The 20,117-nt window shown below is 72.4% G+C and carries 21 protein-coding genes; 9 read left to right on the top strand and 12 right to left on the bottom strand.

The features are described 5' to 3' along the window. Positions 1–114 precede the first annotated feature (114 nt). Entirely contained in the window at positions 115–807 is a 693-nt protein-coding gene (locus ACL02O_RS28655; RefSeq protein ID WP_412821286.1) for an HAD family hydrolase, read from the top strand. A 326-nt stretch (positions 808–1,133) separates the two neighbouring features. Here the strand turns inward: ACL02O_RS28655 and ACL02O_RS28650 are convergent, their stop codons facing one another. The 3 genes from ACL02O_RS28650 to ACL02O_RS28640 form a co-directional block, all read right to left on the bottom strand. After that, positions 1,134–2,189 carry a hypothetical protein gene (locus ACL02O_RS28650; RefSeq protein ID WP_412821285.1) on the bottom strand — a complete coding sequence of 352 codons (1,056 nt, stop codon included), beginning with the start codon at positions 2,187–2,189 and terminating at the stop codon, positions 1,134–1,136. Between the two features lie 226 nt (positions 2,190–2,415). After that, positions 2,416–3,573, bottom strand: a complete 1,158-nt coding sequence (locus ACL02O_RS28645; RefSeq protein ID WP_412821284.1) for a glycoside hydrolase family 26 protein — start codon at positions 3,571–3,573, stop codon at positions 2,416–2,418. After that, positions 3,567–4,319 (bottom strand): glycosyltransferase family 2 protein, encoded by a 753-nt coding sequence (locus ACL02O_RS28640; RefSeq protein WP_412821283.1) that lies wholly within the window; start codon positions 4,317–4,319, stop codon positions 3,567–3,569. Before ACL02O_RS28640 ends, ACL02O_RS28645 begins: the two co-directional genes overlap by 7 nt. A gap of 890 nt (positions 4,320–5,209) precedes the next feature. Between ACL02O_RS28640 and ACL02O_RS28635 the strand changes: the two genes are divergently transcribed. Continuing rightward, positions 5,210–5,965: an alpha/beta fold hydrolase gene (locus ACL02O_RS28635; RefSeq protein WP_412821282.1), complete on the top strand. Its 756-nt coding sequence runs from the start codon at positions 5,210–5,212 to the stop codon at positions 5,963–5,965. Then, a complete protein-coding gene (locus ACL02O_RS28630; protein ID WP_412821281.1) occupies positions 5,962–7,281 on the top strand; it encodes a cytochrome P450 in 1,320 nt (439 codons plus the stop codon). The genes ACL02O_RS28635 and ACL02O_RS28630 overlap by 4 nt, the downstream gene beginning before the upstream one ends. Positions 7,282–7,285: 4 nt before the next feature. Here the strand turns inward: ACL02O_RS28630 and abc-f are convergent, their stop codons facing one another. The 3 genes from abc-f to ACL02O_RS28615 form a co-directional block, all read right to left on the bottom strand. Continuing rightward, positions 7,286–8,911 carry a ribosomal protection-like ABC-F family protein gene (abc-f, locus tag ACL02O_RS28625; RefSeq protein ID WP_412821280.1) on the bottom strand — a complete coding sequence of 542 codons (1,626 nt, stop codon included), beginning with the start codon at positions 8,909–8,911 and terminating at the stop codon, positions 7,286–7,288. 219 nt (positions 8,912–9,130) lie between these two features. Then, positions 9,131–9,736: a TetR/AcrR family transcriptional regulator gene (locus tag ACL02O_RS28620; protein ID WP_412821279.1), complete on the bottom strand. Its 606-nt coding sequence runs from the start codon at positions 9,734–9,736 to the stop codon at positions 9,131–9,133. 145 nt (positions 9,737–9,881) lie between these two features. Next, entirely contained in the window at positions 9,882–10,985 is a 1,104-nt protein-coding gene (locus ACL02O_RS28615; protein WP_412821278.1) for an aldo/keto reductase, read from the bottom strand. A 148-nt stretch (positions 10,986–11,133) separates the two neighbouring features. Here ACL02O_RS28615 and ACL02O_RS28610 point away from each other — a divergent pair, with 148 nt between their 5' ends. Continuing rightward, entirely contained in the window at positions 11,134–11,379 is a 246-nt protein-coding gene (locus ACL02O_RS28610; RefSeq protein ID WP_412821277.1) for a hypothetical protein, read from the top strand. Between the two features lie 25 nt (positions 11,380–11,404). Here the strand turns inward: ACL02O_RS28610 and ACL02O_RS28605 are convergent, their stop codons facing one another. After that, the gene (locus ACL02O_RS28605) at positions 11,405–12,316 is read right to left on the bottom strand and encodes an NAD-dependent epimerase/dehydratase family protein (protein ID WP_412821276.1); all 912 of its coding nucleotides are present in this window, start codon (positions 12,314–12,316) and stop codon (positions 11,405–11,407) included. Between the two features lie 242 nt (positions 12,317–12,558). Here ACL02O_RS28605 and ACL02O_RS28600 point away from each other — a divergent pair, with 242 nt between their 5' ends. From ACL02O_RS28600 to ACL02O_RS28590, 3 genes are all read left to right on the top strand, one after another. Then, the gene (locus ACL02O_RS28600) at positions 12,559–13,935 is read left to right on the top strand and encodes a glycosyl hydrolase family 18 protein (protein WP_412821275.1); all 1,377 of its coding nucleotides are present in this window, start codon (positions 12,559–12,561) and stop codon (positions 13,933–13,935) included. Positions 13,936–14,049: 114 nt separating this feature from the next. After that, complete coding sequence (locus ACL02O_RS28595) at positions 14,050–14,559, top strand: FBP domain-containing protein (RefSeq protein ID WP_412821274.1); 510 nt, start codon at positions 14,050–14,052, stop codon at positions 14,557–14,559. 195 nt (positions 14,560–14,754) lie between these two features. Then, entirely contained in the window at positions 14,755–15,801 is a 1,047-nt protein-coding gene (locus ACL02O_RS28590; RefSeq protein ID WP_412821273.1) for a zinc-dependent alcohol dehydrogenase family protein, read from the top strand. 160 nt (positions 15,802–15,961) lie between these two features. Here ACL02O_RS28590 and map read toward each other — a convergent pair whose 3' ends face one another. Next, positions 15,962–16,744, bottom strand: coding sequence for a type I methionyl aminopeptidase (gene map, locus ACL02O_RS28585; RefSeq protein ID WP_412821272.1), 783 nt, complete (start codon positions 16,742–16,744; stop codon positions 15,962–15,964). A gap of 66 nt (positions 16,745–16,810) precedes the next feature. Here map and ACL02O_RS28580 point away from each other — a divergent pair, with 66 nt between their 5' ends. After that, positions 16,811–17,113 carry a helix-turn-helix transcriptional regulator gene (locus ACL02O_RS28580; protein ID WP_412821271.1) on the top strand — a complete coding sequence of 101 codons (303 nt, stop codon included), beginning with the start codon at positions 16,811–16,813 and terminating at the stop codon, positions 17,111–17,113. A 180-nt stretch (positions 17,114–17,293) separates the two neighbouring features. Here the strand turns inward: ACL02O_RS28580 and ACL02O_RS28575 are convergent, their stop codons facing one another. From ACL02O_RS28575 to ACL02O_RS28560, 4 genes are all read right to left on the bottom strand, one after another. Further along, on the bottom strand, positions 17,294–18,715 hold the full coding sequence (locus ACL02O_RS28575) for an amidase (protein WP_412821270.1): 1,422 nt from the start codon (positions 18,713–18,715) through the stop codon (positions 17,294–17,296). A 124-nt stretch (positions 18,716–18,839) separates the two neighbouring features. Next, the gene (locus ACL02O_RS28570) at positions 18,840–19,277 is read right to left on the bottom strand and encodes an NUDIX hydrolase (protein WP_412821269.1); all 438 of its coding nucleotides are present in this window, start codon (positions 19,275–19,277) and stop codon (positions 18,840–18,842) included. A 74-nt stretch (positions 19,278–19,351) separates the two neighbouring features. Next, positions 19,352–19,648 (bottom strand): hypothetical protein, encoded by a 297-nt coding sequence (locus ACL02O_RS28565; RefSeq protein WP_412821268.1) that lies wholly within the window; start codon positions 19,646–19,648, stop codon positions 19,352–19,354. Beyond that, positions 19,599–19,841, bottom strand: coding sequence for a class I SAM-dependent methyltransferase (locus ACL02O_RS28560; protein WP_412821287.1), 243 nt, complete (start codon positions 19,839–19,841; stop codon positions 19,599–19,601). The genes ACL02O_RS28565 and ACL02O_RS28560 overlap by 50 nt, the downstream gene beginning before the upstream one ends. Here ACL02O_RS28560 and ACL02O_RS28555 point away from each other — a divergent pair. After that, on the top strand, positions 19,743–20,117 hold a 375-nt coding region (locus ACL02O_RS28555), incomplete at its 3' end, for a hypothetical protein (protein ID WP_412821288.1). The two genes, ACL02O_RS28560 and ACL02O_RS28555, sit on opposite strands and share 99 nt — an antisense overlap.

The raw sequence follows: 20,117 nt of genomic DNA, 5'->3' as shown, positions 1-20,117 counted from the left end.
CCCGACGTACCCTCGCAACCGGTGTCACCCGGTCCGGCCGCCGCGCCGCCGTGCGGGTCGACGGCGGGCACCGACGAACGCCGCCGTCCATGGCAGCGGGCTAGGCTCGGGCACGTGATCGAGGCCGTGGTTGTCGACGTCGACGACACGCTCTGCCTCACCGAGGCGGTCTGTTTCGAGCTGGAGAACGAGGTCCTGGCGGCGCTGGGCCGCGCGCCGATGGCCCGGGCGGTGCACCTGGCCACCTGGGGCGAGCCGCTGCTCGACGCGATGCCGAAGCGCTCACCCGGGCTCGACGTCGACCGGTTCGACGCCGCCTACCGGGAGGTCCTGCGCCGCTACGTCCACGACGGCCGGCTCGACGCGATCGCACCCGAGAACCTGCGCGCCCTTGACCGACTGGTCCAGTGCGGCCGCACGGTGCTGCTCCTGACCTCGCGTACCGAGGCCGAGGTCGAGCACCTGCTGGCGCCGGATCACGTCCTGGCCGAGCGGGTGCGGGCGGTCTACCACGCGGGCAACACCCGGTACGGCAAGCCCGCCCCCCGGGTGTTCGACGAGTTGCTCGCGGCCACCGGACTGGCTCCGGGGCGGTGCGTGTACGTGGGTGACTCCCCGGGGGACGCCCTGGCCGCCGGCGGCGCCGGCCTGCACTTCATTGCCTGCCTGCAGAGCGGTGTGCGCAGCCGCGAGGACTTCGACGTACGCCACGTCAGTGCCTTCGTCGACACCTTTCCCGAGTTGGTCGAGGCGGTCGGCCGGCTCGACACCCGCCGCGCACCCGGCTCGCCGGGGACGGCCAACTGAGCGCCGCTCCCCGAGGCCCGCAAGGAGTGGGCTGCCGGACCCGGGTGGCCGCCCGGCGTTCGTCGTCAACGTCGAGGTGTTCCCGCACCGGGACGGTCGCTGGCTGCTCATCCGACGCGGCGCGCCGGAGGCGCACGCGCCCGGCCTGCTCTCCGGCGGCGGCGGCAAGGCCGACCCCGTGGACGCCGGAGACGACATCCTGGAAATGACGGCCCGCCGGGAGGCCGCCGATATCTGGCCGAGGCGGAGGCGGACGGGGGCTGCCCGCCGTGGATCCGCGGCAGCCTCCGCCGAGCGGCGCGCTGACCGCTGGTCGGCGCGGCCGCTCAGCGCGGCCAGCGTCCGTGCGGCCGGCTGCTCGGCTCGGTCACCCGCAGCTGGCGAAGGAGCCCGCCGTAGTCCTCGTCGTCGTCGCCGATGAAGATCGGCAGCGCGCCGGCGACCAGTCCGACGCCTTCGACCTTGAGCCCTGAGCTTCGGGCGAGCTGCTGGGGCGGCTCGACCGGACGCAGCCTCGCCCCGATGGCACCGCCCGGGCGGACCGTGGCCGCGCGGTACACGGCGCTGTCGAAGGGGCCGAGGTCGCCCGGATCGTACGCGGACGAGATGTAGATGTTGCCGTGCGCGTCGATGTCCATGCCCGAGGCAGGGCGCGCACCCGGCGGCTCGGCCGCCGTGAAGGGAACCGACGTCCACTCCTTGCCGAATGTGATCTCGCCGTCCTCGCTGACCGTCAGGAGGGTCATGTTGACGTTGGTGGTGTCGCTGCCCTCCGCCCGCTCGGCGTACACGAAGTAGTTCCTCCCGCCAACCGTTGCGACGGCCGTCGCCTCGACGTTCACCAGCGGCTCGGGCGTATCGGGCCACGGCACCGAGCCCGCGATCTCGACGTTGAGCTCCTCGTCCCACTTGGCGAGATAGATGGTGGGATCAGGGTCGTCGCCGTCGGCGTTGCCCTCGACCAGCAGGGCCTCGTTGCGGCCGGGCAACCGGGCGATGCTCTCGAGGTCGTTCGGGATGCTGGGGAAGTCGACGTCCAGCTCCTGGACGATGATCCCGTTGGGATCGACGGGGGTCCGCACGATCGCGAGGCGTGGCAGGTCGCGCTCGGCCTCGTTGTCCCTCGTGTCGTGGCAGACCAGGAAGACCTCCTGCGGCGTCTCGTCGCTGCCCGTGGTGGCGAGCCAGGCGATGCCGCTGAACTCGCGCGGTGCCCTGATCTCGCCCCCGCCGGTCGCCGGGACGTCGGCGGAGCTGGCCACCGTCCGGTCGCGCAGTCCCTGCCGGACCGGCGTCGAACCGCCGCACGCGGCGAGCGCGAGAACGTTCAGCCCGGCGACCGCGGGCAGCAGGCGGCGTGCGATGAACCGGCGTCGAATCATCTGCCCCTCCGTTCGCGCGGCGGACACGACCACCCGGCCCGCTCTGGGACCAAGCTAGGGGACGCGGCATGACCCGGTTGTGCCTTTTTGGCCCGTTAACGCCTTGGTGTACCCGGCCAGGGCGACGCCATATGGGTGGGCGCGCCGCAAGCGGCGCCGTGCGGCGCCCCTCGTGGAGACCAGCGGAGCCCGGGGCGCGTCCCCGGACGGGTCCGCACCACCCCGGCTACCGGCCGACCTCGCCTCGCGGGACCGCCTCCGGTGACCAGCTGACGTCGTACCGGGGCACGGCCACCGCCTCGGCGAACGCCTTGCTGGCAGCGGCAGAGCTGACGATGCGCCAGTCCCGTTCCTTGTTCACCTCGAACCAGATCAGTCCGATGATGTCCGGGTAGTCGGGCAGCATCCGGAACGTCTGACTGATCCATTCGGCCTTTCGCTCGCTGGCTTCGGACGCCGCGGTTTCCGTGATCACCAGCGGCTTGCGGCTGAAGGCGCGGATCTCGGTGACGGTCCGCTTGAAGATCGCGTCGAAGGGGCGGTACTGCGAGAAGGCACCGCTGCCGTAGTAGCCGGTCATACCGATCCAGTCGACGTAGCCGTCGCCCGGATAGAGCGGGGCGAGCGCCGGGGCCGCGTCACTCCACCTGACGTTGGCGCTCCACACCCAGATGACGTTGGTGGCCCCGGCGTCCCGGAACAGGTCGTGCACGTGGCGCCACGCCTTCACGTAGTCGCCCGGCCGGTTGCCGTTGACCGCCCCGCACCACGGGTACCAGTGGCCGTTCATCTCGTGGGCGAAGCGGATGGCCACCGGGTAGCCCAGCGACCTGATCCCCTCGGCCCAGGCCAGCAGATGGCTGTCGAAGTCTCCGCGCGCGACGCGCGACAGTCGGTAGGCAGGTTGGTCCGACCGAAGTTTGTCGATCTGCCGGGTGGTCAGCTTCCGCTTCCGGGCGGCCGCGTCGACCCGCTCGTCCCACGGCTCCCAGCCGAGCATCGGCAGCATGCCGCGGTCGCGGATGCGGTCGAAGAGCGTCCGGTCGAACGGGGCGGCGCCCCAGCCCACGCTGAAGAGCAGGACCTGCGGCTGGTGTCTGGCGGCCGCGGTGAACGTGTCCACCGGCGTGAGGTCGTACGGGCCCTTGTCGGTCATGACGCCGATGAACGTCCTGCCGCCCGGCGGGAAGACGGCCGGTGGCGGCGGGGGCGGCTCGCTCGCCACGGCCGGCGCCACCACGTCCGGTCCGGCCTGCGCGATCCGGTCGGACGGGGTCGTCTTCCGGGGGCCGTCCACGGTGGCCGGGGCGACCTTGAAGGCGTACGTCAGCAACAGCGCGCCGACCAGCACCAGCGCGACCCGCGGCAGGGTCAGCCTCACCACCGTGCGCTCCCGTCGACGGCGACCGCCGCCGGGGCGCGGCGCTCCTCGCCCGCCGCACGGGCGGCCGGCTCGGCCGTCCCGTCGGGCTGCTCCCGCCTCGCCCCGAGGTTCGTCACGAGCGCGATCAACGGCGGACCGAGACCGGTGAGCAGGGTGAGGATCGGCCAGGCCCGCAGTAGCGGCGCACTGTTGCCCAGTACGAAACTCGCGCCGAGCAGGCCGGCGGCGGCCGCCCAGCAGAGGTGCAGCCGGAACGTGCCGAGCGACTCGGTGGTGCGCAGCTTTCCCTTGGCCGTCACCACGAACCCCAGCTTGCGGCGCAGCAGCGCGGCGAAACCGGCAGCCACGTAGACGCGACCGGCGAACAGCGCCAGCGCCATGCCGACCATGCCGATCTCCTCCCGTTCGTGGGGCGCGATGTTGAACCGTCGGAGCCAGAGCCACAGCACGAACCAGGTGCCGAAGGTCGAGCCCCACAGCGTGGCCCACACGGTGGCGTCGAGCTGCGCCGCGCCGACCCCGGTGAGCAGGTACATCGCGGTGGCGACGTTGCCCAGCAGCAGGCTGACCGCCGCGCTCGGGTAGTAGAACTGCAACAGCCGGTACTGCCAGCGCCGCCGTGACCGCAGCTCGCGTGGCGCCCGCAGCTCGGGGCGGAGGAGGATCTCGCAGATGCCGGCCGCCCACCGCTTCTGCTGGTTGAAGTAGTCGGCCCAGGACGTCGGGCCCTCGCCGAGGGCGACCACGTCGGGGGTGTAGACGCCCTTCCACTGGTTGCCCGTGCGCGGGTTGGTGGCGGCGTGGATGCGAATGCTGGTCAGGTGGTCCTCGATGGCGCCGCGGCCGCGGCATGGCCAGGATGGACGGTACGCGCAGGGTGAGGTCGGAACTACCGAACACCTCGACCCATGCGCGGATCAGCAGGTGGTACGGCGTGATCGCGCTGTCGCCCCAGTGCGGCGGCGCCGACCAGTCGTCCCGCCAGGATGCGGTGGCGGCCCGCCAGGTGGCCAGCTCCTCCGCGCTCAGGCCGGGCATGCCGGCCCGGAGGGCGCCGAGGACGCCCGTCAGCAACGCCGGCGCCAGCCAGTCGGCGGCCCGCCGGACCGCGGTGCCGGCCGCCGGACGCCCCGGGGTCGGCACTTCCCCCGGCGGGGGGTCCTCGTCCCAGGGGTCCTCGATGCCGGCCTTCTCCGCCCCGAGCCGGGGCAGGACCATGGTGTCCGCGTCCTTCATCGTGACTCACGCATCTTCCGTAAGCTTCGCCGACGGCGGCCAGCCGCCCGGTGGTGACGCAGGGTCGGCGCCCGCACGGTGCGCCGGCCGAGCAGTACGAGCCCGCCTTCGGGTACCGGGTCGGCGGCTGGATGACACGATCGAGCCTAGTGAGCCAAACCTGACATAGCGCGCATAATTCGCAAACGGCGCAAAGCCTCTTTTGGCTCCATCGGCCTCTGTCGCGGGAATGAACAGCGGTTGCGGCAATCGATCGATCTTGTGGATGGCGCGACGACCGTCGACCGCTCTTCCCTTCGGCCCGGGCGCGGGCTACGGTCGCTGTCACACCGTCGGTGTCACCGGTTGTCAGGTCGTTCACCTCGGTCGCAGCGCCGCGACCGCGGAAGGGGTCGCCGCCATGACGATCAGCCACATCAGCATCGGTCACGGACCACGCAAGGTACTGGCCCTGCACGGATGGTTCGGCTCGGCACAGGGCTGGGGCTGGCTGCCGGAGCTGATCGACACCGAGCGCTTCACCTGGGCGTTCCTCGACTACCGCGGATACGGCGAGCGCACCGGGGTCGCGGGCGACCACAGCATCGCCGAGATCTCCGGCGACGCCGTGGACCTCGCCGACTCCCTCGGCTGGGACACGTTCTCGGTGGTCGGGCACTCGATGGGCGGCAGCGCCGCCCAGCGGGTCCTCGCCGACGCTCCCGGGCGGGTGGAACGCCTCGTCGGCATCAGCCCGGTCCCCGCCGGCGGGGTCCCCTTCGACCTACGGAGCTGGGCGCTGTTCGACGGGGCGGCCGCCAACCCGGACAACCGGCGCGCCATCATCGACCTCACCACCGGCAATCGGCTGTCCGGCCGCTGGCTCGACGAGATGGTCCGGTTCTCCCTCGACCACTCCAACCGGGAGGCGTTCGGCGCGTACCTGATTGCGTGGGCGCGTACCGACTTCACCGACGAGGTGAAGGGCAACCCGGTGCCGGCGCTCGCCGTCGTCGGCGAGCACGATCCGGCGCTGGGCGCTGACACGATGCGGGAGACGTGGCTGCGCCACTACCCCAACGCCCGGCTCGAGGTGCTCGCCAACGCGGGGCACTACGCGATGTACGAGACCCCGGTGCGGTTGGCCACGGTGCTCGAGGAGTTCCTCGGGCAGTGACGGTCGATCCCACGCCGCTGGTCGACCCCCGCACCTACGTTGACGGCGTCCCGTACGACCTGCTCGCCACGCTGCGCGCGGCCGGCCCGGTGGTGTGGGTCGAGGAGCCGCCGCTGCTCGGCCTGCCCGGCGGGCCGGGCTTCTGGCTGGTGCTCCGGCACGCCGACGTGACGGACGTGCTCAAGCGGGCGCGGCTCTTCTCGTCCCGGCTCGGCGCCACCCAGATCCGCGACCCGGCCACCCCCGAGGACCTCGGGTACGTGCGGCGGATGATGCTCAACATGGACCCGCCGGAACACGGCCGGCTGCGCCGGCCGGTCGCCCGCTCGTTCACCCCGCGCGCGGTCGCCGCGCTGGAGGCGTCGATCCGGATGAACGCGGCGGCGCTCGTCGACCGCGCGCTGGGCGACGCGGACGAGGGCACCTGCGACTTCGCCCGCGACCTCGCCGCCGACCTGCCGCTGCTCACGCTCGCGGACGTGCTCGGCGTGCCGGAGCCGGACCGCTGGCTGCTGTACGACTGGTCGAACCGGGTGATCGGCTTCCAGGACCCGGACCACGCCGTCTCGGCCGCGTTCGACCCGCTCAGCGGCACCGCCGCGGCCCGGGAGGCGCTGCGGCACCGGCCCGCCCCGGACGCCGACGGCCGGATGCCGGATCCGCGGACCCGCGCCGGAATGGCCGACCTCTACGCGTACGCCCACCTGCTGGCCGAGTCGAAGCGCCGCCGCCCGGGGCCGGACGTCATGTCCATCCTGCTGGCCGAGCAGGGCGACGACCGGCTCGAGGTGGACGAGTTCGAGAACATGTTCTGGCTGTTCGCCGTGGCCGGCAACGAGACGATCCGCAACGGCCTGCCGGGCGCGATGATCGCGCTGCTGGAGCACCCGGCTGAGCTGGCGCGGCTGCGGCTGGACCCGGCGCTGTTCGACACCGCCGTCGACGAGCTGCTGCGCTGGTGGACGCCGGTGATGGTGTTCCGGCGCACCGCCACGGCGGACACCACCGTCGGCGGCGCGCCGGTGCGGGCCGGGGACAAGGTGGTGGTCTCGTTCGCATCGGCCAACCGTGACGAACGCGTCTTCGCCGAGCCCGACCGCCTCGACCTGACCCGCCACCCCAACCCGCACCTCGTCTTCGGCCATGGTCCACACTTCTGCCTCGGGGCGCACCTGGCCCGGTGCCAGCTCCGTGCGCTGTTCGAGGCGCTGCTCGCCCGCACCGCCGACATCACGTACGCGGGCCCGCCCGCCTACCTGCGCTCGAACTTCCAGCGCGGCGTGAAGCGCCTGCCGATCCGCTGGCGGCGCCGCTGATCGATCAGGCGCCGACGTCGGTCAGCCGCCCGCCGGCCAACCGCAGCCGGCGCTGCACGCCGATCGCCGCCAGAAAACGCTCGTCGTGGCTCACCACCACGAAGGCACCCTGGTACGCGTTGAGCGCGCTCTCCAGCTGCGCGACGCTGTCCAGGTCCAGGTTGTTCGTCGGCTCGTCGAGCAGCAGCAGCTGCGGCGCCGGTTCGGCGAACAGCACACAGGCGAGGGTGGCCCGGAGCCGCTCGCCGCCGGACAGCACCGCCACCGGCAGATGGGCGCGGCTGCCCCGGAACAGGAACCGGGCCAGCAGGTTCATCCGGTCGGCATCGGCGAGAGCCGGGGCGAAGGTGGCGAGGTTCTCGGCGACCGTGCGCCCGGGGTCGAGCAGGTCGAGCCGCTGGGACAGGTAGGCCACCCGGCCCTCGGCCCGGGTCGCCGTCCCGGACACCGGCGTCTGGTCACCGCTGACCAGCCGGAGCAGAGTCGACTTGCCCGCTCCGTTGGGCCCGGTGAGCGCGATGCGTTCCGGCCCTCGGACGGTGAGCTCGACGCCGTCGCCGCCGAACACCGGGCGCCCGCCGTAGTCGGCCTGCAGGTGCTCGCCGTGGAAGACGGTGCGCCCCGCCGGCACCTCGGTGTCGGGCAGGTGCACCACGATCCGGTCGTCCTGGCGGGCCGTCCGGCTGGCCTGGTCCAGGCGGGCCTGGGCGTCGCCGACCCGGTTGGCGTGGGTCTCGGCGGACCGGGCCGCCGAGACCTGCGCGTCCCGCTTCAGGCCGCCGGCGACGATCCGGGCCAGTCCGGCGTTGGAGAGGTTGCGGGCGGCGGTCGAGGCACGGCGGGCGGCACGCTCGCGGGCCTGCTGCATCTCCCGGCGCTGCCGTTTGAGGTCCTGCTCCGCGTGGCGGACCTGCCGTTCAGCCGTCTCCCGCTCGGCCCGCACGGCCTGCTCGTAGTCGGTGTAGGTGCCGCCGTACCAGCGGATCTCGCCATGGTCCAGGGCGGCGATGCGATCCATCTCGTCGAGCAGCGCCCGGTCGTGACTGACCACCAGCAGGCAGCCGGTCCAGCCGCGCACGACCGCCGTCAGCCGGGCCCGGGCGTCGGCGTCGAGGTTGTTCGTCGGCTCGTCGAGCAGCAGCACATCCGGACGCCTGAGCAACTGCGCGGCCAGGCCCAGCGAGACCACCTGGCCGCCGCTGAGGGTGGCCAGCCGTCGGTTCAGCGCGACGTCGCCCAGGCCCAGCCGGTCCAGCTCGGCGTGGGCGCGTTCCTCGACGTCCCAGTCGTTGCCAATCGTGGTGAAGTGCTCCTCGTCGGCGTCGCCGGCCTCGATGGCGTGCAGCGCGGCGATGATCCGGTCGACGCCGAGCACCTGCGCGACGGTCCGGTCGGCGGTGAAGGGCAGGTGCTGCGGCAGGTAGCCGAGCACGCCCTGCACCGTGACGGTGCCGCCCGTCGGACGCAGCTCTCCGGCGATCAGCCGCAGCAGCGTCGTCTTGCCGGCCCCGTTGGGGGCCACCAGGCCGGTCCGGCCTCCCGGCACGGACAGGGACAGGTCGGCGAAGACCGGAGTCTCGTCCGGCCAGGAGAAGGAGAGGGAAGTACAGACGATGTAACCGTCGGACATGGCAGACCTCGGAGGAAGATCCGGACGCCCGAACGGGCGCCCGGAGGAAGCGGGGGACGACGAAGGAGCCGCGGCGACGGCGCGTTCACGCGCCCGTCGGCGGCCGGTCCGGGCTCTCACCCGGAGATGTCGTCGTCACCTGCCACGATCACTCCGCTCCTCGGGGACATGGGCAACGATAGCTCACCACCGGCGCGCCGGCGCGGGGAAATCGCTCCGTCAGGCGGCGGGGACCGACCCGCGCAGAGCGTCGATGGCCAGGTCGAGCGCCGCCTCCAGGTGATCGAGCCGCCCGGTGGAGAGCATCAGCAGGACACCGCCCTGAATGCCGGCGAGCAGGGCCGCGGCGGCGCGGCCGGCGTCCACCTGCGCGGCGATGTCGCCGGTCGACTGCATCTGCCGGATGCCGTCGGCGATCGCATCCTCCCAGCGCCGCATCAGCCCGGTGACCACGGCCTGGGCGGCCGGGGCGCGCCGGCCGGTCTGGCCGAGCAGGCCGCCGAGCGGGCAGTGCTGGCCCTGCTCCCGGTAGCGCGAGACCAGCCGGTCCCGCCACGCCTGCCAGGCGGGCCAGGACGTGAGGTCACCGAGCAGCGGCTGCTGGTCGGCGAGCACCTGGGCGGCCTCGTACCGGGCCACCGCGAGCAGGAGTTCCTCCTTGCCACCGGGAAAGTAGTGGAAGAGCTGGCTCTTGCTGGTGCCGGTGCGGGCCATCACGTCCTCGAGCCGGACGTCGTCGACGCCCCGCTCGCGCAGCTCAGCCGCCGCGCCGGCGACGATCCGCCCGCGGGTCGCCTCGCCCTTGCGGGTCAACGCGTGCGCCATCCGCCCTCCAGTGCTGCGACGTGCCGGTCCAACGGTAGCGGCGGGCCCGGGTCGTCCGGCGCGCGCCGTGCGACCCGCGGTGATCGGGGCGGCGCGGCCACTCCCCCTCCCGGCGGGCGGCGGAGTGGCCGCGGCGGGGCCGGGGTCAGCCCACCGGCCGTGGGGCGCCGTTGAAGACCGGTGGCGCGTACCCGGCCGGCTTGTCACCGATGCCCAGCCCCGGGCTGACGATCCAGGACTGGTACTCCGGGGTGAACATCGGGTACGGCGTGGCCAGTGGCTCGGCGCCGGCCTGCGCGAGCCGCTCCCGCAGCTCCCGCGGGATCTCGAAGTCGAGCGCGGCCAGGTTGCCGTCCACCTGCTCCGGGCTGCTCGCCCCGATGATCACGGAGCCGACGGCGGGCTGGGTCGCCACCCAGTTGATCGCCACCTGGGCCATGCTGCGACCCAGTTCGGCGGCCACATCCTCCAGCGCCTCGATCACCCGCCAGTCCCGGTCGCCGACCGGCCGCCCGTTCGCCCCCGCCCCGCCGAGCCGGCCCGCCCCGGTCAGACCGTCCCCGGTCCGCCGGTACTTGCCGCTGAGCAGGCCACCGCCGATCGGGCTCCACGCGGTCAGCCCCAGCCCGAGGGACTGCGCCATCGGCACGAACTCCGGTTCGATACCGCGGGCCAGCAGGGAGTACGGCAGCTGCAGGTTGATCATCGGGGTCTGCAGGTGCGCCTCGGCGACACTCTGCGCCCGGGCCGCGTACCAGGCGGGGACGTCGGACAGACCGGCGTACCGGATCTTGCCGGCCCGGACCAGGTCGTCGAAGGTCCGCACGACCTCCTCGACCGGGGTGATCCGGTCCCAGGTGTGCAGCAGGTACAGGTCGAGGTAGTCGGTGCCGAGCCGGCGCAGCGACGCCTCCACCGCCCGGATCATGTGCTTGCGGCCGTTGCCGCTGGCGTTCGGGTCGCCCGGGTCGACGGTGTTGGTGAACTTGCTGGTGAGCACGAGCCGGTCCCGCGCCCCCGCGGCGGCGATCAGCCGGCCCAGGATCCGCTCACTCTCCCCGGCGGTGTAGAAGTCCGCCGTGTCGATGAAGTTGCCGCCCGCCTCCAGATAGCGGCGGAAGATCGGCTCGGCCTCCGCCTCGGTCTTGCCGTACGCGGCATGGAAGCCGTCGGTACCGAAGTTCATCGTGCCCAGCGCCAGGCGGCTGACCCGCAGCCCGGACCGACCGAGCAGGTAGTAGTCGTCCATCACGTGGTTCTCCAGATCGCTCGTCCGCCACATCCGCGACCGGCCCGGGCCCGGCCCTCCGGGGCAAACTGTGGCTCGACAAAAATGGACCTGCAAGTCCAGAAAATTGGACCGCTCGACCCGGATGCCGCTCCGCTACCGTGTCGGTGTGAGTCCCACCTGCCCGGAGTGCGGCGCGACGGGCGTGCCGCTGATGTTCGGTCTGCCCGTTCCGGAAGCGCACCAGGCCGCCCGCAACGGTGACCTCGCGCTGGGCGGGTGCCTGCTCCCCGAGGAGCCGCCGAACTGGCAGTGCCCGCGGCAGCACCAGTGGCGCGACGCCGACGAGGAGGCGTGGGAGAACCGCCTCCTCGCCGTGCTGCTCGCGTACGGGTACCAGCCGATGGAAGCGTGAGCCCGCCGCCGCGCGGCGACGCCCCTCAGCGGTCCGCGGGAGCCACGTGGTTCCGCCACGAGTGCCGAGGCTCGTAGCCCAGCACCCGTCGCGCCTTGTCGATGCTGAGCAGGGTCTCGTGCTCGCCGAGTTCCCGGCGGACCTCGACCTGCGGGTAGACCTCGGCCATGAGGCTGGCACTGGACCTGCTCATGACGGTGTCGGCGTTGGCGATGATGAAGACGTCGGCGCCGGGCCGGTCGTGGGCGAGGGCCCGCTCGACGGCCTGGGCCCCGTCGCGGGCGTCGATGTAGCCCCACAGGTTCCACCGCCGCAGCCGTGGATCGGCGTCGAAGGACGGGAACGTGGCGTAGTCCTCGACGTCCATGACGTTGGAGAACCGCAGGCCCACCATGACCAACTCGGGGTCCCACCGGCAGAAGTGCCGCGCCATCTCCTCCTCCAGGGCCTTGTTCAGGGAGTAGGTCGACTCCGGGCGCGGTGGATACTCCTCGTCGAGCGGCGCGTACGGCGGCGGGGTGTCGAACGGCAGCCCCAGCACGGTCTCGCTGGACGCCCACACCACCCGCTTGATCCCGGCCGCCCGGGCCGCCGCGAAGACGTTGTACGTCGCCGCGGAGTTGTTCGCGAAGGTGGCCGCGTTGGGCATCAGCCCGGGCGCCGGGACCGCCGCCAGGTGCACGACCGCGTCGACCCGGCCGCCGTGCTCGTCGGCGCCGCCGGTGAACGCCTCCACCACCTGCCCGTAGTCGGTGAGGTCGACGAGGAGGAACTCGCCCTCGATGTCACGCGGGTCGCGCCCGCCGGCACGGTCCACCGCCAGTACGTCGACGCCCACCTCGCGCAGGTGCGCGACCACGGCACGACCGAGCTTGCCGGTGGCGCCGGTGACGACGACCCGTTCGGGAAACGCGGTTTCGGGAAGACGATCGCTCATGGCCACATCCTGTCCCGCGCCGCGCCCAGGGGCGCACCGGGGTGTGGGCGGCCCGCACCGGGTCCGGCCAGCCGAGGTCAACCATCGAAGTACATCATTGACGTCTTAGTTAATGCTCTTTAATATTTCCCTACCTCGAGGAAGACCGCCCCTGCCCCGCTCGTGCGTCCGGTCCGGCGGCTGGCCGATCCAGTGCCGGCCGGACCGCACGGCGCGCGACCCCGCCCACGGGAAGGCCCTCGATGTCCTCACCACGCCCCCGCCGTTCGGCCCTGCTCAGCGGCCTGCTCGCCCTGGTCACCGCCGGCGCGGCCCTCGCCCTCACGCCGTCCGCCGCCGACGCGACGGTCCTGCCCAACAACTTCAGGAGCGTCGGTTACCTGCCGTCCTGGAGCGGCAGCGTCAACACCGTCCAGTACGGCAAGCTCACCCACATCAACTACGCGTTCGCCCTGCCCGACAACGACGGCAGCCTGCGACCGGTGGAGAACCCGAGCAAGCTCTCCTCGCTGGTCTCGCTCGGGCACGCCAACAACGTCAAGGTGTCGATCGCGATCGGCGGCTGGAACGACGGCAACGACTCCGCGTTCGAGGCGCTCGCCGCCAACTCCGGCGCCCGCGGAACGTTCGTCGGCAACGTGGTCAACTTCGTCAGCCAGTACAACCTCGACGGCGTCGACATCGACTGGGAGTACCCCGACCCGGGCGCCTCGGCCAACAACTACTCGCTGCTGATGCAGCAGCTCGGCAGCGCCCTGCACAGCCGCGGCAAGCTGCTCACCGCCGCCGTGGTCTCCGAGGGCTACTACGTCGACGGGGTACCCACCACGGTGTTCGGCTACGTCGACTGGCTGAACATCATGGCGTACGACGGCGGCAGCCCGCACGCCAACTACGACTGGTCGATCAACAGCGTGAACCTGTGGAAGTCACGCGGCCTGCCCGCCGGCAAGGCGGTGCTCGGAGTGCCCTTCTACAGCCGGCCCGGGTACTACACCTACGCCGCGCTGGTCGGCATGGACCCGGCCAACGCCAACCGCGACTGCACCACGGTCGGCGGCGTACAGCAGTGCTACAACGGCGTCCCGACCATCAAGCGCAAGACCCAGTGGGCGCTGGCCAACGCCGGCGGCGTGATGAACTGGGAACTCTCGCAGGACACCACCGGCTCGACCTCGCTGGTCAGCGCGATCTACGACACCGTCATGGGCGGCACCACCCCGCCGCCGAGCGGACGGACCGGCCCGATCACCGGCATCGGCGGCAAGTGCGTCGACGTCGCCTCGGCCAACACCGCCAACGGCACCGCCATCCAGCTCTGGACCTGCAACGGCACCGGCGCGCAGAGCTGGACCGTCGGCACCGACGGCACGCTGCGCGCCCTGGGCAAGTGCATGGACGTGACCAGCGGCTCCACGGCCAACGGGGCGAAGGTCCAGCTGTGGGACTGCAACGGCACCGGCGCTCAGATCTGGCAGGCCCAGTCCAACGGGACGCTGCGCAACCCGCAGTCGAACAAGTGCCTGGACGCCACCGACGTCAGCTCCGCCGATGGCACCCGGCTGCAGATCTGGGACTGTTTCGGCGGCGTCAACCAGGTCTGGCACCTGCCGGCCTGACCCGACACGGCCCGCGCACCGTGGACCCGGTGCGCGGGCCCGACGCCGGGGCAGCCGCACCACGCGGCGGAAATGCGGATGACCGTCGGCCCGGGGGCAACTAGTTTCCGCAGGATGCAACCACTCGATGAGAAGGACATCCGGGGGTCCTTCGTCAACTGCAGCAAGGGTGAGGCGAGCCGGATCCGGATGCCCCCGGGCTTCGCCGACGGCGGGGTGCCCTGGGGCGACCTGGACTTCCTCGGCTGGACCGACCCGGGCGCCCCGCTGCGGGCGCTGCTGGTCGTACCGGGCGAGGACGGCGCCACCGGCGTCGTGCTGCGGCGGCCGGAGGCGGCCAGGCCGACCATGACGCGGTCCAGCATGTGCCGGATCTGCCTGACCGATCACACCGCGTCGGGCGTGGCGCTGTTCGTCGCGCCCCTGGCCGGAGCCGCCGGACGCAAGGGCAACACCGTCGGCGAGTACATCTGCGCCGACCTGGCCTGCTCGCTCTACGTACGGGGCAAGCGGCAGCCGAGGATGCGGCTGGTCCGCCGGGAGGAGACGCTGACCCTCCAGGAGCGGATCGACCGGGCGATGGCCAACCTGACGGCCTTCACCGCCCGGGTCGCCGTGGGCTGACCGGCGGACGCACCACGGCAGTCCGGCCACGGCGACGGAGAGGGACGGCGAGCCGATGACGAAGACACCGAGTGGCGGCACAAGACGCGGCCCCGCCGGCCGCGACGTCGCGGCGGGCGGGGCCGAACCCGCTTGATGCGCCCCGGCGACCGGACGGGTGGGCGACGGGGCCTGCCGCATGTGAGGATGCCGCGCATGCGCGCCGTGATCTTCGACGAGTTCGGTGTCCGACCCGAGGTCCGCGACGTCCCGGACCCGGTACCACCGGCCGGAGGTGCGGTCATCCGCGTCGAGGCGACGGGCTTGTGCCGCAGCGACTGGCACGGCTGGCAGGGGCACGATCCGGACATCCGCCCGCCGCACGTCCCCGGGCACGAGTTCGCGGGTGTGGTCACCGCGGTCGGCGCCGGCGTACGCAACTGGCGGCCCGGTGACCGGGTGACGGCGCCCTTCGTCTGCGCCTGCGGGCAGTGCCCCGCCTGCCTGGCGGGCGACCAGCAGGTCTGCGAGCGGCAGACGCAGCCCGGCTTCACCCACTGGGGCTCGTTCGCCGAGTACGTGGCGGTCCAGCACGCCGACGTCAACCTGGTCCGGCTCCCCGAAGGGCTGGACTTCCCGAGTGCGGCGGCGCTCGGCTGCCGCTTCGCCACCGCGTTCCGGGCCGTGACCGGTCAGGGGCGGGTGGCCGCGGGCGAGTGGGTGGCGGTGCACGGCTGCGGCGGAGTGGGCCTGTCGGCGGTGATGATCGCGGCCGCGGCCGGCGCGCAGGTGGTCGCGGTCGACGTCGCCCCCGGCGCGCTCGAGCTGGCCAGGAGCTGCGGGGCGACGGTCTGCCTGGACGGCGGCGCTCTCACCGGGCCCGGCGCGGTGGCCGCGGCCGTCCGGGAGGCGACCGGCGGCGGCGCCCACCTGTCCCTCGACACGCTCGGCAGCCATGCCACCTGCACCGCCTCGATCGAGAGCCTGCGCCGGCGTGGGCGGCACGTGCAGGTCGGACTTCTTCCCGCCGCCCAGGGCCGCCCGGCCGTGCCGATGGAGCTCGTGATCGCGTACGAGCTGGAGCTGCGTGGCAGCCACGGCATGGCCGCGCACGCCTATCCGGAGCTGCTCCGGTTGGTCACCGCCGGGGTGCTGCGCCCCGCCGAGCTGATCACCCGCAACATCGGCCTCGCCGAGGCGCCCGGCGCGCTCGCCGCGATGGACCGGCCTGCGGCCGGCGGGATGTGCGTCATCCACCCCTGATCGAACGGCACGGCCCGATCCGCCCGGAAGCGGGCCGGCCGGTAGGCGCCGCCGTCCGCCCGAGAGAACCGCTCGAGGTGACGCAGCGATCAGAACACCGCTCGACGGCGCGGTGCAGGACGCCGGTGGCGGTGGAGCGGGAACGCGGATGGCTGACACCTCACGGTTGTGCCTGCTTCGGCAAGGTGAGAACCTCGGCTCCGTCGTTGGTGATCGCGATCGTGTGCTCACTGTGCGCTGTCCGGCAGCCTGTCGCGCTTCGGAGGGTCCAGCCATCGGCATCGGTGACGAGTTCGGCGGTGTCCGCCATGACCCATGGCTCCAACGCCAGCAGTAGCCCAGGGCGCAGCCGGTATCCGCGACCGGGCCGCCCCGTGTTCGGGACGTGCGGGTCCTGGTGCATCGTCGATCCGACGCCATGACCGCCGAACTGGGTGTTGATCGGATATCCCGCCTCGCTGAGGACCGCGCCGATGGCATGGGAGATGTCACCGATGCGAGCCCCCGGTCCGGCCGCGGCTATCCCTGCGCGCAATGCCCGCTCGGTCGCGCTGATCATCGCGACGCTCTCCGGGGGCTTCGAGTCGCCCACGACGAAGCTGATTGCGGAGTCAGCGACAACTCCGCCTTTGGAGACGGCGAGGTCGAGCGTCAGCAGGTCGCCGTTGGCAAGCGTGTAGTCGTGTGGCAGTCCGTGGAGCACGGCGTCGTTGACTGAGGTGCAGATGTAGTGGCCAAACGGTCCGCGTCCGAAGGATGGCTCGTAGTCGACGTAGCAGGACTGCGCTCCGGCCTCGATGATCATGGCCCAGGCCCACCGGTCGATGTCCTGAAGGTTCGTGCCGACCGTGCTGCGGCTCTTCAGGGTCTGCAATATGCCAGCGACCAGGGCGCCCGCGTCCTTCGCTCGTGGCAGGTCTGCGGGGTTCAGGATCTCGATCATGCGGCGCCTTCCTCGCCCGACCAATAAGTATCCCGGCCATATTATCCCGGTACTAGAATCGGAGCCATGGTCAGGTTGCCGCTCACTCCCGCAGAGGTCGAACGCGGACGGCGACTCGGCGCCCTCCTGCGTCGAGCCAGGGGGGAGCGTTCGATGCTCGGTACCGCGCTGGACGCAGGTGTCTCGCCGGAGACTCTTCGGAAGATCGAGTCCGGTCGCGTAGCCACCCCCGCCTTCCCGACCATCGCTGCGATCGCCGACGTCCTCGGCCTTTCCCTCGACGCGGTGTGGTCAGAGATCAACCAGTCAGGCGGCGAGGTCGAACTTGCAAGATCAGGTCGCAACGCAGCTGAGCGGTTGGCCTCGTAAGTCCACCAGGGTCTGTCCAGAGCATCCCGCATCCGCCGTTACCCGCATTGCCTCCCGGCTGGCTCGCGGCCGGCGTCTCGCCCGGCGGAGCTTGGCGTTGCGCCGGGGCCAGGCTGGGTCCCCGACGGGTAGCCTGCAATCGCGCCAGGCCGGATCGGGGTGCCGCGTCAGGCCCCGCGGTCATCCACGAGCATCGTCGGAGCGCACCGGATCGACCGGGGTGACGACGCCGCAGGCGTCCTCGACGGCCTGTGCCGCCGCGAGCGCCGTGAGGTCGCCGAACCGGCGGGCCGTGAACTGCGCGCCGACCGGCAGCCCGTACGCCGCCCCGCACGGGACGACCGCCGCCGGCAGACCCAGCAGGTTGGCCGGCAGCAGCGGCCTGAGCAGGTCGAGGGCGGCTCGCAACCCGTCGAGCGACGCGATGTCCGCGTCGTGCTCGGGCGGTGGGGTGGCGCCGGCCGGAGTCAGCAGCACGTCCCAGTCCGAGAGGAAGCGGTGCCAGCGCAGCTCCGCCGCGTGGCGCTCCAGGTGCAGCATCGTGACCGCCGCCGTGTCGGCCGGCGGCACCAGTTCCTGGGCGTACGTCAGGTACGCCTTCGAGCCCGCCCCGAGCACGCCCTCCAGGGCCGGCAGCAGCACCCGGAAGTCGTTCATCACCAACGCCGCCCACAGGTCGACCGTTCGCTCGTACCCGGTCGGTGCCGCCTCCTCCACCAGGTGTCCCGCGGCGGCCAGGCGGTCCGCGGTCGCCCGGACGGCGGCGGCGATGGCGGGATCGACGTCGCAGCCGGCCGGTTCGGCGGCGACCGCGATCCGCAGCCGGGCGCCCGGACCGGGATCGGTCAGGGTGACCGGCAGCGCCAGGGGATCACGCGGATGCGGCCCCGCGACCGCCAGAAGCCCGGCCCGGACGTCGGCGACCCGCCGGCCCAGTACGCCCTGGGCCAGCATGAGCTGGTAGGTGATGAGCGCTTCCTCGGGCGGGATCGACGTGGCGTGCGGCACCACCCCGGTGGACGGCTTGACGGCCACGATTCCGCAGCGGTTGGCCGGCTCCCGCACCGAGCCGCCGACATCGTTGCCCACGCCCAACGGGGACATGCCGCTCGCGATCGCGGACGCCTCGCCGCCGCTCGATCCGCCGGCGGTGACTGCCGGGTGCCACGGGTTGCGCGTGCGGCCGTGCAGGGACGAGTCGGTGTGCGCGCGCACGCCGAAGTCGGGCATGTTGGTCCGGGCGAAGGGAATCGCGCCCGCTGCCCGCAGCCGCTCCACGATCGGCGCGTCCAGCGGCGCGAGTGCCTGGCTGAACGCGGCGGCGCCGTGGGTCGTCGCGCACCCGGCGACATCGATGTTCTCTTTGACGGTGACCGGCACGCCGTGCAGCGGGCCGAGCGGCGCCCCCTCCGCCACCGCCCGGTCGGCGGCGGTCGCGGCCGCCGTGGCGCTGTCGTCGAGCCGCGCGACCACGGCGTTGAGGTGGCCGTTGACCTCCTCGATCCGCGCCCGGAGCGCGTCGAGCACGGCGCGGCTGGTCGTCTCCCGGTTCCGGATGGCGGAAGCGATCTCGAGCGCTCCGAGCCGCCACAGTTCCGTCATGCGTGTCCTCCCTGCTTCCGGCTGGCTGCCGCTCCCCGGGGACCGCTCCTATCTAGAGGAACTGTAGACTAATGCATGTCTATTGGATACACCCGAATCCGAATCGGATGCATGACCGGGCCGGTCACGCCCGGGCCGAGGAGCCGGCGTCCTGGGCGCCCTTGAGATATGACGTCAGGACCAGCGCGGAGGAGACCGCCAACTCACGGTCGAGCACCCCGTCCCGGGGGACGAACACCACGGCCTGCCCCTCACCCACCACCACATCCTCCTGCCGCGCCCTGGTGGTGCCCTGGAACACGTGCACCGTCACGGTGTGCGGGAAGCCGGCCTCGTACGGCCGCGGACCGCTCCACAGCGGATGCAGCTCACCCACGGTCAGGCCCGTCTCTTCCAGCAGCTCGCGGCGGGCCGCCGCCACAGGCGACTCACCCGGCTCGACGTGGCCGCCCGGCAGGCTCCACTGGTTCGGCGAGGCGGCCACGTCCGCGTCGCGGTGCTGCAGCAGCACCGCACCGGAGGAGTCGACGAGCAACACAAGTGCGACGTCGTAGGTGGCCACGGCGACATGATGCCACGCCCGACACCCGCCGCAGGGGCCACACCCGAACCACCGGATGATCGGCAGGAACCGTCCTAAGTGTCGGATGCCCGAACCGTACGCAGCAGGAAGCCGGGCATGGAGAGCGTCCGGCCGCCCGTCTCCGCAACCACGTCGATCTCGTCGATCTCCGTGTCGACCCACTCCGGCTCGGCGAAGCCCGCCCGCAGAAACTGCTCGGTCACGCCCCAGCCCTGACCCGCCTCCCGCGACACCGCCAGTACGAACACGGTCGCGCCCGGCGCGGCGAGGCCGGGCAGCAACGCGAGAAAGTCGTCCAACTCACCGCCGCCGCGCCGGTGGAGGCTGTGCAGCAGACCGGAGTCGAACACCGAGCCGAACGGTGCCGACGGCAAAGACAGGTCGGTGGCGTCCTGGACCTCGAAGTGCACCGTCAGGCCCTCGCCGGCGGCCTTGGCGCGGGCCATGTCGATCGCCACGCGAGATGTCGATCGCCGTCACCGCGTAGCCGCAGCGAGCGAGGGCGATCGCGAGATCACCGGTGCCGCAGCCGACGTCGAGCACCCGCGGGCCCCTCACCCCGCCGTCGAGCACCGCCGCGAGTGCCGGCTGCGGACCACCGATGACCCAGGGCGGCCCGCCCGAGTCGGCTGTGTCACGGTAGAGCTCGTCGTAGTCGTGGCCATCGGGCCGGTCGCCGCCGACCTCGGCGTCGCGCACGTTCACCGCAAACCCCCTGGACAACTGGCTCGCCGGCGGGAAACCCGAGGCTCGACCAGCATTCACACCTGGCCTGACGCGGGTAGGAGGCGATCCTACGTCGCGGACGGCAACGCCGTC

Source organism: Micromonospora mangrovicola (genome assembly GCF_047200535.1).
GTDB lineage: Bacteria > Actinomycetota > Actinomycetes > Mycobacteriales > Micromonosporaceae > Micromonospora.
The sequence above is the reverse complement of the archived record's forward strand: the minus strand, read 5'-3'. Positions and strand labels throughout refer to the sequence as shown.